The organism is Streptomyces spinosisporus (assembly GCF_022698145.1).
Taxonomy (GTDB): domain Bacteria; phylum Actinomycetota; class Actinomycetes; order Streptomycetales; family Streptomycetaceae; genus Streptomyces; species Streptomyces spinosisporus.
Map to the genome: position 1 here is coordinate 419,301 of NZ_JALDAX010000003.1, position 15,057 is coordinate 434,357.

General features: G+C 68.3%; 15 protein-coding genes. All 15 read left to right on the forward strand.

The window, feature by feature from the left end; all coding sequences use genetic code 11:
• The first annotated feature begins 6 nt into the window (after positions 1 to 6).
• The 15 genes from MQN93_RS10140 (at position 7) to MQN93_RS10210 (ending at position 15,018) form a co-directional block, all read left to right on the forward strand.
• On the forward strand, positions 7 to 945 hold the full coding sequence (locus MQN93_RS10140) for a carbon-nitrogen hydrolase family protein (RefSeq protein WP_242709191.1): 939 nt from the start codon (positions 7 to 9) through the stop codon (positions 943 to 945).
• Positions 942 to 1,730 carry a carbon-nitrogen hydrolase family protein gene (locus MQN93_RS10145; protein ID WP_242709192.1) on the forward strand — a complete coding sequence of 263 codons (789 nt, stop codon included), beginning with the start codon at positions 942 to 944 and terminating at the stop codon, positions 1,728 to 1,730. The genes MQN93_RS10140 and MQN93_RS10145 overlap by 4 nt, the downstream gene beginning before the upstream one ends.
• Position 1,731: 1 nt before the next feature.
• A complete protein-coding gene (mfnA, locus tag MQN93_RS10150) occupies positions 1,732 to 2,916 on the forward strand; it encodes a tyrosine decarboxylase MfnA (protein WP_242709193.1) in 1,185 nt (394 codons plus the stop codon).
• Positions 2,913 to 3,767, forward strand: coding sequence for a carbon-nitrogen hydrolase family protein (locus MQN93_RS10155; RefSeq protein WP_242709194.1), 855 nt, complete (start codon positions 2,913 to 2,915; stop codon positions 3,765 to 3,767). The genes mfnA and MQN93_RS10155 overlap by 4 nt, the downstream gene beginning before the upstream one ends.
• Positions 3,764 to 4,543, forward strand: a complete 780-nt coding sequence (locus MQN93_RS10160; protein ID WP_242709195.1) for an ABC transporter permease — start codon at positions 3,764 to 3,766, stop codon at positions 4,541 to 4,543. Before MQN93_RS10155 ends, MQN93_RS10160 begins: the two co-directional genes overlap by 4 nt.
• On the forward strand, positions 4,536 to 5,510 hold the full coding sequence (locus MQN93_RS10165) for an ABC transporter ATP-binding protein (RefSeq protein WP_242709196.1): 975 nt from the start codon (positions 4,536 to 4,538) through the stop codon (positions 5,508 to 5,510). Before MQN93_RS10160 ends, MQN93_RS10165 begins: the two co-directional genes overlap by 8 nt.
• Positions 5,507 to 6,886 carry a coproporphyrinogen-III oxidase family protein gene (locus MQN93_RS10170; protein ID WP_242709197.1) on the forward strand — a complete coding sequence of 460 codons (1,380 nt, stop codon included), beginning with the start codon at positions 5,507 to 5,509 and terminating at the stop codon, positions 6,884 to 6,886. Before MQN93_RS10165 ends, MQN93_RS10170 begins: the two co-directional genes overlap by 4 nt.
• Positions 6,876 to 7,580, forward strand: a complete 705-nt coding sequence (locus MQN93_RS10175) for a class I SAM-dependent methyltransferase (protein WP_242709198.1) — start codon at positions 6,876 to 6,878, stop codon at positions 7,578 to 7,580. Before MQN93_RS10170 ends, MQN93_RS10175 begins: the two co-directional genes overlap by 11 nt.
• The gene (locus MQN93_RS10180) at positions 7,580 to 8,419 is read left to right on the forward strand and encodes a carbon-nitrogen hydrolase family protein (RefSeq protein WP_242709199.1); all 840 of its coding nucleotides are present in this window, start codon (positions 7,580 to 7,582) and stop codon (positions 8,417 to 8,419) included. Before MQN93_RS10175 ends, MQN93_RS10180 begins: the two co-directional genes overlap by 1 nt.
• A 6-nt stretch (positions 8,420 to 8,425) precedes the next feature.
• Positions 8,426 to 9,922: a B12-binding domain-containing radical SAM protein gene (locus tag MQN93_RS10185; protein ID WP_242709200.1), complete on the forward strand. Its 1,497-nt coding sequence runs from the start codon at positions 8,426 to 8,428 to the stop codon at positions 9,920 to 9,922.
• On the forward strand, positions 9,919 to 10,680 hold the full coding sequence (locus MQN93_RS10190; protein WP_242709201.1) for a DNA alkylation repair protein: 762 nt from the start codon (positions 9,919 to 9,921) through the stop codon (positions 10,678 to 10,680). Before MQN93_RS10185 ends, MQN93_RS10190 begins: the two co-directional genes overlap by 4 nt.
• Positions 10,677 to 11,717: a DUF4872 domain-containing protein gene (locus tag MQN93_RS10195; RefSeq protein WP_242709202.1), complete on the forward strand. Its 1,041-nt coding sequence runs from the start codon at positions 10,677 to 10,679 to the stop codon at positions 11,715 to 11,717. Before MQN93_RS10190 ends, MQN93_RS10195 begins: the two co-directional genes overlap by 4 nt.
• 15 nt (positions 11,718 to 11,732) lie before the next feature.
• Complete coding sequence (locus MQN93_RS10200) at positions 11,733 to 12,128, forward strand: pentapeptide repeat-containing protein (protein ID WP_242709203.1); 396 nt, start codon at positions 11,733 to 11,735, stop codon at positions 12,126 to 12,128.
• 15 nt (positions 12,129 to 12,143) lie between these two features.
• Entirely contained in the window at positions 12,144 to 13,931 is a 1,788-nt protein-coding gene (locus tag MQN93_RS10205) for a carbamoyltransferase family protein (RefSeq protein ID WP_242709204.1), read from the forward strand.
• Positions 13,932 to 14,028: 97 nt separating this feature from the next.
• Positions 14,029 to 15,018: a BtrH N-terminal domain-containing protein gene (locus tag MQN93_RS10210; RefSeq protein ID WP_308404288.1), complete on the forward strand. Its 990-nt coding sequence runs from the start codon at positions 14,029 to 14,031 to the stop codon at positions 15,016 to 15,018.
• Positions 15,019 to 15,057 lie beyond the last annotated feature (39 nt).

Below are 15,057 nucleotides of genomic sequence, written 5' to 3' on the forward strand. Positions count from 1 at the left end.
AGACGTATGAGGGTAGCGGTAGTACAGACCCAATGGGTCGACGATCACGAGGACGGCCTGCGCAACGCGCACCAGGCGATCGAGGACGTCTGCAGCGCCGGCGACATCGACCTGGTGTGCTTCCCCGAGTTTTTGCTCGGCCCGCCCTGGTACATGCCGGGCCAGGACGGCCTGAAAGGGCGCACCGACACCCCGATCCCCGGACCGGTCGTCGACGGCTTCCAGACACTGGCCCGCAAACTCGGCACACACATCCTGCTCGGCTCGATCGTCGAGGACCTGCAGGACGGCATGTACCGCAACACGTCCCTGCTGATCGGCCGGCAGGGCGTCATCACGGGGCGTGCCATCAAGGCGCACGCCTTCGGCAACGAGATGGTGGTGTGCCGTCAGGCGGACTCGCTCGGCGTCATGTCCACCGAGTTCGGGCAGATCGGTATCGCCGTGTGCTCGGACTTCTGGATCCCCGAGGTCATCCGGCTGCTCGCCCTGGCCGGTGCGCGCACCATCTTCGTACCGGGCGGCACGCTGGGACAGAACCAGCCGCTGATGGTCAACGCCCTGCGCACAGCCGCCTACTTGAACGACGTCAACATTGTCTACGCCAGTTCGGTCGGCGTCGTCCGCGGCAAACGCGGGGACCGCCTCGTGGAGATCCACTTCGCCGGCACCAGCCTGGTCGCCCGCCCGGAGGGCGTGATCGCACAGGCCGGCAGCGACAAACCGGAAGTGCTCGTCGTCGACCTCGACGAGCCCGCCCCCGGCGACGGCCGCCGCTGGCAGCAGCTGCGCAGGCCCGGCGCCTACCAAAAACTGCTCACCCCGTACGCCGGGCAGAACCGGGACCTCGCCGCCGAACTGAGGGCGAGCCTGACCGGGGGCCAAGGCCCGCACCGTGGCCCGGCCGCCGCCGCGACCAGCGCAACCGAGGGGACCCGTCCGTGACCATCTTCGTAGCGCAACACGCACGCCGGGCGAACCCTGAGGCGACGGCCGCCGCCGTGCTCGACGACCTCGACAGCAGGGTGAGTGACGACGCGTCGTTCGTCGTCCTGCCCGAGAACGCCTTCACCACCGGCGACCAGGTCCGGGCACTGCCGCAGCAGCTGCGCGAGCGGTGCCTAGAGCGCCTGACGGCGCTGGCGCGGACCCGGGGCGCCTACGTCCTCACCGGCTCCTGGCCGGAGCAGCGGCCGGACGGCGAGCTGACGCAGGTGGCCCGGCTGCTGGACCCGAGCGGCTCGGTGTGCGCCCAGATGGAGCGGCCGATCCTGCCCGACGGGACGACCGGCACCGGCGACGACTTCCCGGTCGTGCAGACGCCGTACGGCCGCGTCGGAGTGCTCCTCGGCCCCGACTTCTGGCTGGTCGAACCACCCCGCATCCAATGCCTGGCCGGCGCCGAGCTGCTGCTGGTTGCCGGGTCGCTCGACGGCACCCAGCAGGCCGCGCAGCGCGCCGCCGTGTGGGGCATCGCGACCATCAACACCGTCGCGGTCGCTTTCGCCGGCTCGCTGAGCGAGCGCTGCGGCGGCGGCAGCGCCGTGGCCATGCCCGAGGGATTCGCCGCCGAGGCGGGCACCCGGGAAGGCATCATCGAGGCGCCGTGGGACGCGGCGAACATCCAGCATCTGCGCGAACCCGACCTGCGCTTCCAGCAGACACTCTGGTTCGGTCTGTGGGCACGCCGCACCGAGCTGTACTCCGACCTCACGGCGCAGGTGAGCTGACATGCGAACCTCCGGCGTTCCCGAAACCGACGTGCGACGACGGATCGCGACGGACATGGCGGACGACGTGCCGTGGAACCGGGTGCTCAACTCCATCTGCACCGAACCCCACCCCCTGGGGGTGGAGATGGCGGCCGCCGCGGCGCACACCAACCTCGGCGATGTGCGGATCTTCCGCGGCACCAAGCGGATCGAGCGCAAGGTCGTCCAGCTGCTGCTCGACCTGCTGGGCCACCCCGGCGGCGGGTCGGGGAGCCTGGTGTCCGGCGGAACCGAGGCCAACCTGATCGCGATGCTCGTGGCCCGCGAAACGGCCCGCGCCCGGGGGACGTTGACCGACCGGCCCGAAGTCGTCGTCAGCAGCACCGTGCACTTCTCCTTCACGAAGGTCTTCGGCCTGCTGGGGCTGACCCCGGTCGTCGTGCCCGTCGACGACGACCTGCGGCTGCCGGCCGCCGAGGTCGCCCGGCGCATCGGCGAGCACACCGTCGCGGTCGTCGCGACCGCGGGCAGCAGCGAGTTCGGGGTCGTCGACGCCGTCGACGAGATCGGACCGGTGGTCCGCGGCCGGAACGTACACCTGCACGTGGACGCGGCCACGGGAGGCTTCATCATCCCCTTTGCCCGCGAACTCGGCCACGACCTGCCCCAGTTCGACTTCAGCGTCGACGGCGTCGACTCCATCACCATCGACCCGCACAAGTACGGACTGGCCAACGTCCCGGCCGGCGCGATCCTGTTCCGGGGCGCCCAGGACGCCGGACGGTTCGCGGTCGATTCCTTCTTCGTCGACACACCGGTGCACAACACCCTGCTCGGCACCCGTCCCGGCTCCGCAGCGATCTCCACCTACGCGGTGCTCGAGCACCTCGGGCGGGACGGCTTTTGCTCCCTCACCCGCACCAACTTCGAGGTGACGGCGCACCTGGTGGCCGGACTGCGCGCGGCGGGCCACGAGCTGGCCGCCGAACCGCAGTTGAACATCGTGGTCGTCAAGATGGAGCACGCGGTGCGGATCTCGCAGCTGCTGGAATCCTGGGGCTGGATCGTCTCCACCTCGAAGCGGTTCGGCGAGACCCTGCGCCTCGTCGTCACCCGCCATGTGACACGGGAGATGGTCGACGAGTTCCTCCCGGTGCTGGAACGCGCCCGCCGCGAAGTCGCTGCCGAGGCGGCGCTGCGATGAGCCTCTTCCGTGGCCCCGGCACCCGGCTCGCCGCCCTCCAGATGCGGATCGAGCCGGGGGAGCGCGACGAGAACCTGGCACGCGCCGCCAAGCTGCTGTCCACCGCGCGGGAACGCGAGGCCGACCTGGCCTGTCTGCCGGCGACGTTCGCCACCGGCCTCAACTTCCCCACCCTGCGCACCGACGCGACCACGGAGGACGGCCCCGTCGTGCGGTTCCTCGCCGAGCAGGCCCGCACCCTCGGGATGCACATCGCTGCGGGCGTACTGCTCTCGGCCGGGCGGGACGTCTTCGACGCGGCCGTGCTCGTCGGCCCGGCCGGCGACCCGCTGGGCTGGTACCGCCGGGCCTGCGTGTGGGAGGGCGAGTCCGCGTACGTGTCCAGCGGCTCCCCGGGCGAGGTGATCGACACGCCGGTCGGACGGATCGGCCTGCAAGTCAGCTACGACGTGCGGTTCCCCGAGGCGAGCCGTCACTTCCTCACCCAGGGCGCCGACCTCGTCGTCTGCGTGGCGAACCTCTTCGGCCCGTTCTCGCACCCGCTGCGCTCCATCTGCCGCGCGCGGGCCGCCGACAACGAGTGCGCGCTGGTGTTCGCCAGCGGCGTCGGCGAGAACCGCTTCGCCAACATGACGTACGTCGGCCACAGCATGATCGTCGACGGTCTGGTGCAGGACGCCCGGCAGGACCCGGAGGCGGACATCCTCGCCGAGGCCGGCCCCGGCCCGCACGAAACGGTGATCGACGCCGAGGTGCACTGGCGGCAGCGGCGCAAGATCCGCGCCGGCCTGCCCTTCCACGACGACCTGCGGTCGACCTGGACCACGATTCACGGGAGCCGCGCTCGATGAGTGCCATGCGTGTGCAGCCGGAGTCCGGCTGGCTCGGCGACGTCCTCGGGCTTGTCGCCATCGACATGCGGCAGTTCTTCGACAACCGCCTGTTCGCGATCTCGACCCTGCTGACGTCGGTCTCGATGGTGCTCGCCTTCGGGGCGGCCACCGACCAGATGGTGAGCCCGGCACCGACGGCCGCCAACTACTTCGGCTTCGTCTTCCCCGGAATCATCGGCGCCGGGATCATGTTCAGCTGCACCTACACCGTCGGCTATACGGTCATCATCGACCGCAACCGCCGCACCATCGAGGACCTGATCCTCTCGCCCCTGTCGTACTCCGGGTTCCTGCTCGCCCGGCTCGTCGGTGTCGTGCTCAAGTGCCTGTTCCAGTTCGCCCTGGTGGTCGTCCTCGGCGTCGGCGTCTTCGACGCCCGCATCGAGTCGGTGCCGCTGTTCCTGCTCGGCTTCCTCACCGCGTGCACGGCCTTCGCCGGCCTCGGCATCCTCGTCGCCACCTACACCAACGAGATCTCCTTCCCGGCGGTCGTGAACATCATCGTCATCCCGCTCATGTACTTCGCCGGCATCTTCTTCCCGCTCACCAACCTCGGCACGCTGGGCGACGTCTTCGCCAGACTCCCGCTCGCCGTGCACGTCGACATCTTCCGTGCCGCCACCTCGCCGGACTTCCCGGCCTCCGCCTCCTCGACACTCCTCGCGGTGGCGTACTCGTTCCTGGCCGTCGGCATCGCCGCATGGTCCTTCCGCAGGAGGATCGGCCATGGCTGACCCCACGAACGCCGGCCCACCCGTGCTGTCGGTCTCCCGGCTCGCCCACCGGGTGAACCCCGAATTCGCGCTGCGCGACGTCGACTTCGCGGTCGCCGCCGGCGAAGGCGTGGCCGTCATAGGCACCAACGGCGCCGGTAAGACCACCCTGATCCGGCTCGTCGCCGGCCTGCTGCGCCCGGCCGACGGCGACATACGCGTCTGCGGCACGACACCCCGCCGCTGGGGACAGGTCAGCCGCCACATCGGCTACGTCCAGCAGGCCAAGGACCTGCCCGACGGCGTCACCGTGGAGACGTACGTCAAGCACCAGCTCAAACTCCGCCGGGCCGAACCGGGCCGCTACGAGGAGCTGATCGCACTGGCGGACCTGGAGCAGTACCGCCACCACTACGTCCGCTCCCTGTCCGGCGGCAGCCAGCGCAAACTGCACGTCATCTGCGCCGTCGCGCACCGGCCCGACCTGCTGATCCTCGACGAGCCGACCACGGGTCTGGACCCCACGGCCCGCGAGACGCTGCTGGAACTGCTGCGGAGCCTGAAGAAGGACGGCGTCGGCGTGCTGTTCGCGAGCCACCACCGCGACGAACTCCTCGCGCTGGCCGACTCGGTCGTCGTGCTGCACCAGGGCCACCAGGTCCAGGACGCCTCACTCGACGCCGTCACCCGGTGGGGCGAGCGCTCCAGCCTGATCCTGGAGGCCTTCGGCGAGGCGCACCTCGCGCCGCTGCACCACTGGGCCGCGCAACAGGCCACGCCCGGCGGCCCGATCCGTGCCGTCCACACCGTCGAACACGGCGTGAAGCTCGACCTGCCCGACGGCGATCACCAGGACACGCTGGCCGCGCTGGTCGCCCGCGCCCACGCCGCCGGACTTGCGCTGCGCTCCGCGTCCTACTTCCAGCCCACCCTGGCGGACGTCGTCCGTTCCATCGTCGAACAAGTCGAACTGGGGGACCTCGCATGAGCATCACCACCACGACCACGAGCATGCCGTTCTGGAAGGAATACCCCGAACGCGACAGCGAGTGGGTGCGGCAGTACCCGACCAAGCACGTGCCGGTGAACGAGGAGGAGGTGTTCGCCCGCAAGCCGATGGGGGTGTACGTCCACATCCCGTTCTGCAACCGCCTCTGCTTCAGCTGCCCGTACATCAAGCACCAGACCGACCGGGACCTGACCCGCACCTACCTGGAAGCGCTCAAGGCGGAGATCACCAACTACGCGAACCGGCCCTACATCCAGGACCACGTCATCACCCTCGGCTACATCGGCGGCGGCACCCCGACCGCGCTGACCGCACCGCAGCTCGACGAACTGCTCGGCCACCTGTTCGGCAGCCTCAACGTCGAGCAGGACGCCGACTTCTCCATCGAGACCACCCCGGTCGACATCTCCGAGCGCAAGGCCAAGGTCCTGCTGGAACGCGGCATCCGGCGCATCAGCCTCGGCGTGCAGACCTTCGTGCCGGAGGAACTGAAGAACATCGGTCGCCCCAACGATCCCGAGATGCTGAAAGAGAGCATCCGGCTGCTGCGCCGGTGCGGATTCGAGAACATCAACATCGACCTGATGCACGGCATCAACGGGCAGACGATGGAGAGCTGGGAGCACAGCCTCGACGTCGCCATCGACCTCGGGGTCACCTGCATCTCGTTCTACACGTACATGGAGTTCGCGCAGGTCTCCACCAAGCGCAGGAAGCTGCCTCCGGTCCCGGAGAAAGCCGTCGTCGACGAGATGTTCCTGTTCGCCGCCGAAAAACTCTCCAAGAGCGGCTTCCTGGGCTACTACGGAGACTGCTTCGCCAAACCCGGCTACCAGCCCAAGTACGGCGAGACGTCGTGGAGCGAGGACATCCCCATCATCCCCCTCGGCCCCACCGCGACCGGGCACCTGCGCGACCACTGGTACTTCAACGAACCCGACATCGGCCGCTACATCCAGACGGTCATGGAGGGCCGGCTGCCGATCTCCATGGGCAAGCACATCACCAAGTCCGAGGCGATCCGCCGCACGATGGTCCTCGGCGTCAAGGCCGGACGGGTCGACCGCGAGCGGTTCCGCCGCATCCACGGCGTCGACTTCATGGAGATGTTCCGCACCGAGATCGACGACCTGATCGAGAAGGAACTGATCACCGCGAACGAGGACGGCATCGAGGTGACCGGCCCCAAGGGCTGGTACTACCTGGACAACATCTCCAAGGCGTTCTACTCGCCGGAGTACCGCCGCTACCCGCAGCACCTGGGCGCGGACATCTCCAACTTCATCTCCTCGCAGCCGATCCCGGTGCAGATCACGCCCCGTCCCAAGGCCGAGGAGGTCGGCCATGACCACTGAGACCCGACTGCTCGACCTCGCCGAGCGCGTGCCGCAGCCGGCCCCGCACGACGACATCGACAAGGTGCGCTTCTACGACCTCGGCATGCGCCGCTCCGCGCTGATGGCCTACCAGCGGCCCAGCGAGCGCATCCTGGCCCACGTCCGCGAGGGAATGACCGACCTGGTCGAGGTCGGCTTCAACACCGGCCTGCTGTCCCTGCACGTGGCCGGCAAACTCCCGGACCTCGCCGTGTCCGGGGTGGAGGAGAACCAGAACCTCGTCGACGTGGCCGAGGACAACCTGACCCTGGCCGTGTGGGCGAACACCGCCGGCGACGTCGAGTTCGAGATGGCCAGGCTGAGCCGGCTGCCGTTCCCGGACGACTCCGCGGACATCGTCTTCTCCTTCTCCTCCCTGCACCGCTGGCGGCGGCCGGTGGAGACGCTGAAGGAGTGCGCCCGTATCTGCAAACCCGACGGCGTCGTGATCATCGAGGACATGAACCGGCACGCCGAGGAGGGGCACATCACCTTCATCCTCCAGTTCGTCAAGGAGGGCGGCGAGGAGTTCATGCGCTCCCTGCAGGCCGCGTACACCCGCGACGAGGCGGCGGAGCTGCTCAAGGAGGCCGGCCTGACGGACTGGCAGGTGGTCGAGGAGGACCTCGGCCTGGTGATCTCCTCACGTCCCCTCGAGCCGGTGAGCCTGTGATGCCCGGGACAAAGATCGCAGTCGTCCAGATGGAGTCCAAGCTCGGCAAGCCGGCCCAGAACCTGCGCCGGGCCGAGCACTACATCCACGAGGCCGTCGAACAGGGCGCGGACCTGATCTGCCTGCCCGAGGCCTTCTCCACCTCCGGCAACATCCTCGAGGTGGCCGACGTGTCGGTGCCCATCCCCGGGCCGGAGACCGACTTCCTGTGCGAGCAGGCCGAACAGGCCGGCGCGCACATCGTGGCCGGACTGCTGGAGCGCGGTGACGACGGCCACTACTACAGCACCTCGGTACTGGCCGGCCCGCAGGGAACCCTGCTCGGCACCTATCGGCGCGTGCACTGCCACGAACTGGAGGCCCGCTACCTCGCCGGCGGCACCCAATACCCCGTCTTCGACGTCGAGTTCGGGCGCATCGGTCTGATGCAGGGCTACGACATCAACTTCCCCGAGGTCGCGCGGGAGTACTGCCTCCGCGGAGTCGACATCATCGTGTGCTCCGCGCTGGTGCCCGAGATGTTCGCCTACGTGGCGAACATGCGGCTGCCGGTGAGGGCCGTGGACGCCGAATGCATCATCGCCTTCGCCTCCGGCATCGGCACCAACCTGTACGCCGGCTTCGGCTACACGGGATGCAGCCAGATCCTGGCCGACCCGCTGTTCCTGGAGGCCGAACGATTCGACTTCGTCGACGGCGACGAACGCATGGTGGACCTCGGCAAGGAACCGGGCGTCGGCGTCGTCGACATCGACCTGGACCGCATGCGTCGCTACCGCGCCAAAGCCACCCTGCGCGGCGATCTGAAACCGGCGACGTACTGGCAGCTCGGAGAGTGACGTCCCATGCGAGTGCTGCTCATCTCCACCAACAAGATCCGGGTGCCGCGCCCCGCACTGCCCATCGGCATGGCCTACATCAGCGCCGCCCTCAAGCACGCCGGACACCAGGTCGACGTCCTGGACCTGCTCTGGGAGTCCCGTGAGCTCAAGGCGGTCCGGGAAAGGCTGACCGCCAACACGTACGACGTGGTCGGCATCGCCGTACGCAACCTGGACAACCTGACCTTCATCGACCCGGTCTTCTTCGGCCCGATGACCGAGAAGATCGTCCAGTGCGTACGCAAGTACACCAGCGCCACCGTCGTCCTCGGCGGATCCGGCTTCTCGGTCGAGCCGCTGTCGTTCTTCGAGTACGCCCAGCCGGACTACGGCATCGCCGGTGAGGGCGAGGCCGGCATCGTCCAGCTGCTGGACTACCTCCGGAGCGGCGGACGCCGGGAGTCGATCTCGGGACTGTGCTACCTCGACGACGAAGGAAGGTTCTGCCAGAACCAGTCCAACTCCGCGTTCGACCTGGGGGCGTTGGAGCCCGACCGGTCGGTCTACGACCCCCGGTACTTCGAGGAGGGCGTCTCGGCGGCCTCCGACCTCACCCGCGACCACCAGCCCGCCATCGAGACCCTGCAGACCAAGCGGGGCTGCAAACTGTTCTGCTCCTACTGCATCATCCGCAAGACCGAGGGCAAGGGCGACCGGTTCAAGGACCCGGCCGAGGTCGTCGGCGAGATCCAGCGGGCCATGAAGGACAACCCCGCCGTGCGGGAGTTCGAGATCGTCGACGCCACCTTCAACTACCCCATGGAGTACGCCGCCGAGGTGTGCGAGGAGATGATCCGCGCCAAGCTCGACGTGCCCTGGTACTGCCAGCTGACGCCGAACGCGGTCACCCCGGAGTTCGTGGAACTGCTGCACGCGGCCGGCTGCATCCGGGTGGACCTCGGTACCGACGCCCTCACCGACGAGGCCCTGGCGGACCTGATGAAGGGCTTCGACATGGCCCGGGTCCTGGAGATCGACCGCCTGTTCACGGCCAGCCCGATCGAGCACACCCACTGCATCTTCCTCGGCGGGCCGGGGGAGACTCCGCAGGCGCTGAAGGAGTCGATCCGCTTCACCGAGCGATACCTCAACCCGGCCCAGATCTACGCCAACCTCGGCATCCGCATCCTCAGCGGCACCAAGCTCCAGCGCCAGGCCGTCAAGGCGGGGATCCTGGAGGAGAAGCAGGGCACGTTCGTCCCCGCCTTCTACGTGGAGCCGGCCATCCTCGCCGACCGGGAGACCCTCGACTTCGTCCGCGACGCCTACCTGAGCCACAAGAACTGGTACCTGTGGTGGGGCCTGGGCGGGCAGAACCTGGCGGACCGCTCGAAGGACACCATCCAGGCCGTGGTCGAGATGCAGCAGGAGTACGACTACGTCATGCAGGGCAAGCCGCGCCTGGAACGCGCACCGCGGCCGACCACCCAACCGCTCAAACTGACGATCGGCACCTCATGACGGACGTTCCAGCGGCCGCCGACGAGTTGCTGAAGTCCCTTGCGGACAGGGCGGATCCGGACTTCGCGGCGAACATGCAGCGGTACTTCCCGCACGAGATCCGGGCGCTCGGCGTCGGCAACGCGGCGGTCGCCGCCGTCGCCACCGACTACTTCCGTGACCGGCGCGACATCACCCCGGCGGCACGACTGCATCTGGCGGAGACGCTGCTGGCCCGCGCCGAACACCACGAGGAGGTGCTACTGGGCTTCGCCGTCCTGCACAAGGCCGCCCGGACAGGACTCGGCGAGGAGTTGCTGGGGCGCTGCGAGCACTGGCTGGAGACGTACGTGTCCAACTGGGCGCAGTGCGACGACCTCTGCCTGAAGCTGCTGTACCCGTTCTTCCTCGGCCATCTGGAGCTGATCCCGCGGACACGGCGCTGGGTCGAGTCCCCCTCCCCGTGGGCCAGACGCGCAGCGAACGTGGCGGTCGTGAAGTTCGTCCGGCGCAAGGTGGGCCGGACGCTCTTCGAACTGCCGACGTCGCACGTCTTCGACAACTGCGCCCATCTGATGCACGACGGCGACCCCTATGTGCAGAAGGGCTGCGGCTGGCTGCTCAAGGTCACAGCCGAGGTCCACCCCGCCGAGGTGACCGAGTTCCTGCGCACCTGGCACACCGACATGCCCCGCGACACCTTCCGGTACGCGGTGGAGAAGATGGACCCGCGTACGCGCCGGTCCCTGATGGCCCTGGGACAGGGGGTGACGCGATGAACGCGAGCGGCCGCTACGTCCACCGGCGGGGCATCCACTGCGAGACGGCCTGCCAGTGCGCCCTGCTCGCCGCCGCCGGACACGCGGTGGACGAGGAGGTCGTGTTCGGGCTGGACGGAGGCTTCGGCTTCTCGTTCTTCCCGGCCAACGGCAACGCGCCCGACATCGTCGTCGGCAAGCAGGCGGTCATGCCGCTCCGGGCCGCGCGGCTGATGGGCGTCGAGGTCGCCGCACACACCCCCGGTTCTTCTGCGGGCCTGGCGAAGCTGCTCGACTCGGCGCCCGCCGCCATGACCCGCGTCGACCTCGGACTGCTCCCGTACTGGGGCCTGGACGGGCGCTCCTCCTTCGGCGGGTACTTCGTCAACGTGGTCCGCATCCTCGGCGCCGACGCGTTCGAGGTGTCGGACCCGGCCTTCGACGAAACCGTGAGTGTGACCGCGGACGCGCTGGAGGCGGCCCGCTCCAGCCGCAACTCGCCGCCGCTGAACCCGGACCGGAGGGTGTACGTGTTCGGCGCGCCGCGCAGGACTCCGCGGCTGGACCTCGTCGGCCCGGTGGCCGTCCGCAACCTGTGCCGCGAGGTCCTCCGGCCGGGCAGCCGGCACCTCGGCATCCCCGGGATGAAGCTGCTGGCCACGACGGCACCGTCCTGGCCACAGTCCAAGCAGGGCGAGGTCGAGGACGTGGACCTGACCGGCCGGGTGGTGCGCGTCGACGCGCTGGCGCGCCAACTCCTGCACGTGGGACGGCAGATCGAGTCGTTCGGCACCGGCGGTGGTCTGTTCCGTCCGATGCTCGGCCGCTATCTGACGAAGCTGGCCGACGGCACCGGCGACACACGCTACGCAGACGCCGCCGCACACTTCCACGAGAGCGGCCGGCTGTGGTCGGCCCTGGGCGCCGCACTGCCGGCAGCCGGGACCACCGCCACCGCGCGCGACGATCTCAAAACACTCGTGGACGCCGTGGCGGACACGGCACGGTCCGCGATGGACGTCGAGAAGCGGGCGCTGACCGCGCTCTCCACCCTGTAGCCGCGAGGTCACAACATGCCCACCGAGGACGAGTCCGTACTGCTCCAGGGTCCCGAACGCTGGAACGAGCACGCCCGCCGGCGCCGAGCCCAGGGCCCCTTCCGGCCGGACCTGCGCAAAGCGGCGCTGCACGGCGCCGATCTGCGCGGCGCCGAACTCGCCGGCGCCGACCTCACCGACGCCGTGCTGAGCGAGTCGTACCTGATGTCCGCCGATCTGAGAGGGGCGAATCTGGAGGGCGCCGATCTGTGCGAGGCGTACCTCATCCTCACCGAGCTGAACGACTGCCGGCTCGTCGGCGCGAATCTGGACGGCGCCGACCTCAGCGGCGCCGATCTGACCGGCGCCGAGCTGGACGCGAACTTCCGGCGGACGACCGTGATTTCGGACTACCTCACGATCTGGCCATAGCGAAAGGAGCCCCTTGTGATCATTCTGGGCTACAACGGATTCGGCAAGTCTGCGGAAATCTTCGGGCGCCTCTTTCGCGCCACCGGCATCGACCGCCACCTCCTGTACGGCCACGACTCCTCAGCCGCCCTCCTCATCGACGGGAAGCTGGTCGCCGCCGTCGAGGAGGAACGGCTCAACCGGGAGAAGAAGACCTCGAAATTCCCGGTCAACGCCATGCGCTGGTGCCTGGAGTCGGCCGGGATAACCTTCGACGACGTCGACACCTTCGCCTTCTCCTGGCAGTTCTCCCAGGACGTGGTGAACAAGATGATCGCCGAGATCACCGAGGACAGCACGGCGACCGTGGAGGCGAAGTTCGCCCGTCTCCAGCGCCTGGCTCAGACCCATGAGGCGCTGTTCAGCGAGGAGGCGACCCACGCCGACTTCCTCGAATACACCGGCCACCGGCTGAGCCCGGAGAAACTGGTCCGGGTCCCGCACCACATCGCACATCTGATGACCGGATACCACCTGTCGGGCGGCGGCGACGCGGCATTCCTGATCAGCGACGGCCGCGCCGAATGGCTGTCGTCGATCATGGGCGAGGTGCGCGACGGAGAGACGAAGATCTTCGACGACGTCACCATCGACTCACGGCACTCGCTGGCGATGCTCTTCTCCGTGGTGACGCGCTATCTCGGATTCGTCCCGAACAACGACGAGTACAAGGTGATGGGACTGGCCGGCTACGGCCCGCCGCCCGAGCCGAACCCGTTCCTCACGGACGTGGTCGAGATCTGCCCCGACGGCACCTACCGGATTCCCTATCCGGCGAACGCCGTACCCGCCTATTACGAACTCTTCGACCGCATCTTCGGCGGCAACGCGGAATGCCGTGAGGATTTCGACTACCGGGTCCGCGTGGCCGGCGCGGCTCAGCACATGCTCGAGACGGTGACCGCCGGGCAGATCCGCATCCTCGAAGCCCGCAGCGACCTTTCCCGCGTGGTCTTCGAGGGGGGTCTCGCCCTGAACTGCGTCAACAACAGCAAACTGCTGGAGCGTTCACGCTTCACCGAGATGGACGTCAGCTTCGGCGCCAGCGACGTCGGCGTGGCCATCGGCGCGGCTCTGTTCGCAAGTCAGCGAGCCGGCACACCGCCCCGGGCGGGCAGGTCACCGTACCTGGGCCCCAGTTATGACGGCCGGGAGATCCAGACGGCCCTCCAGCAGTACGCGGACCAGGTCACCTGGCGGGAACTGGACCCCGAGGAGGTGCCGCGGAAGGCCGCGACCCTGATGCAGGAGCGGTGCGTCATCGGCTGGTTCCAGGGGCGCCTCGAGTACGGTCCGCGCGCCCTGGGCAACCGCAGCATCCTGGCCAACCCGAGGTACCCCGACATCAAGGACATCATCAACGAACGCATCAAACACCGCGAGCAATTCCGGCCCTTCGCCCCCGTGATCCTCGAACACATGGCGCCCGACGTCTTCGAACTCGGCAAGAAGACATCATCGCCGTACATGACCTTCGTGGTTCCCGTGCGCCCCGAATACCAGGAGAAGATCCAGGGCGCCTGCCACGTCGACGGCACGTCGCGGATCCAGACGGTCACCGAGGACAGCAATCCGCTCCTCGCGGAACTCCTGCGCCAGTTCACCGAGCTCACCGGGATTCCCTGTCTGATCAACACCTCGTTCAACGTCGCCGGCGAGCCCATCGTCTGCTCACCCGCCGACGCTCTTGCCTGTTTCCTCAAGACGGAGATGGATCACCTGTTCCTCGGCAACTTCCTTGTCTCGCGCGCTTCGAGCGAGTGAACGCCTTTCCGGTCCCCGGACGCCGACCGCCGTCAAGGCCAACCGCCGTAAAGAAGGCTGCGCTACGATCCACGCGGAGACAGGGAGAGGTGAACACGTGTCGCTTCTGGAGGCGGACCCGTTCGTCGGTAAGCACTGCGAGTCGACCACCCTTGTGAATCTGCTGCGGCAGCAAGAGATCGACTTGTCGGAGTCGATGGTCTTCGGCATTGCCGGTGGTCTGTCGTTCATCTACTGGCGGACGAAGCAGATGCCGACGCCGTTCGTCGGCGGCCGCATCAAACCCGACACGCTGTCCGCCAATCTCGCCGACGCACTGAACCTGCGGCTGTCCGTGCACGAGACGTCCTCGGTGAAACGGGCGAGGGAACAACTGCTGGAAGAGCTTGAATCCGGAACGGTCGTCGGCCTCAAGCTCGACCGCTACTTCCTCGACTACTCCACCGACGACTTCCGGTTCGCGGCACATTATGTCGCCTGTGTCGGACGCGACGACGCCGACCGCTTCGCACTCGTCGAAACGCAGCCGCTCGGCCTGCAATGGGCAACGAGCGAATCCCTCACGACCGCACGCAACGCACGCGGACCGATGAGTTCACGCAACCGCGCATTCACCCTCGCACGCCAGAAGGGCGGCCTGCCCGATCTCGGGGAAGCCGCCCGCAAAGGCATCAAAATGGCGGCGGAGACCATTCTGAATCCGCCGATCACCAACTTCGGACACAAGGGCATGCACAAGGTCGCCGACCTCATGCCGGGATGGCTCGACGACCTCGAGTCGCCCGCGGTCAGCCTCCGCGAGATCAGCACGATCATGGAGGACGCGGGAACGGGTGGGGGCCTGTTCCGCGCGATGTGGGCGGACTTCCTGGCGGAGACCGCCGAACTCACCGGTACCGGCGAGTTCCGGGAGGTCTCCGACGCCTACCGCGAGGTGTCGAAGAAGTGGACCGAGGTGGCCGGACTGCTGGACCACGCAGGAGCCGCCTCGTCGCCGGATTCCCTCCACGACGCTTCGAAACTGGTGCACGAGGCCGCCGATGAGGAGCAGCGCCTCATGGGCCGTCTCCTGGAACTGTCCAGCTGACCCCGCATCGAGCTAGAGGGGGGTGTGTCGGCCGGAACC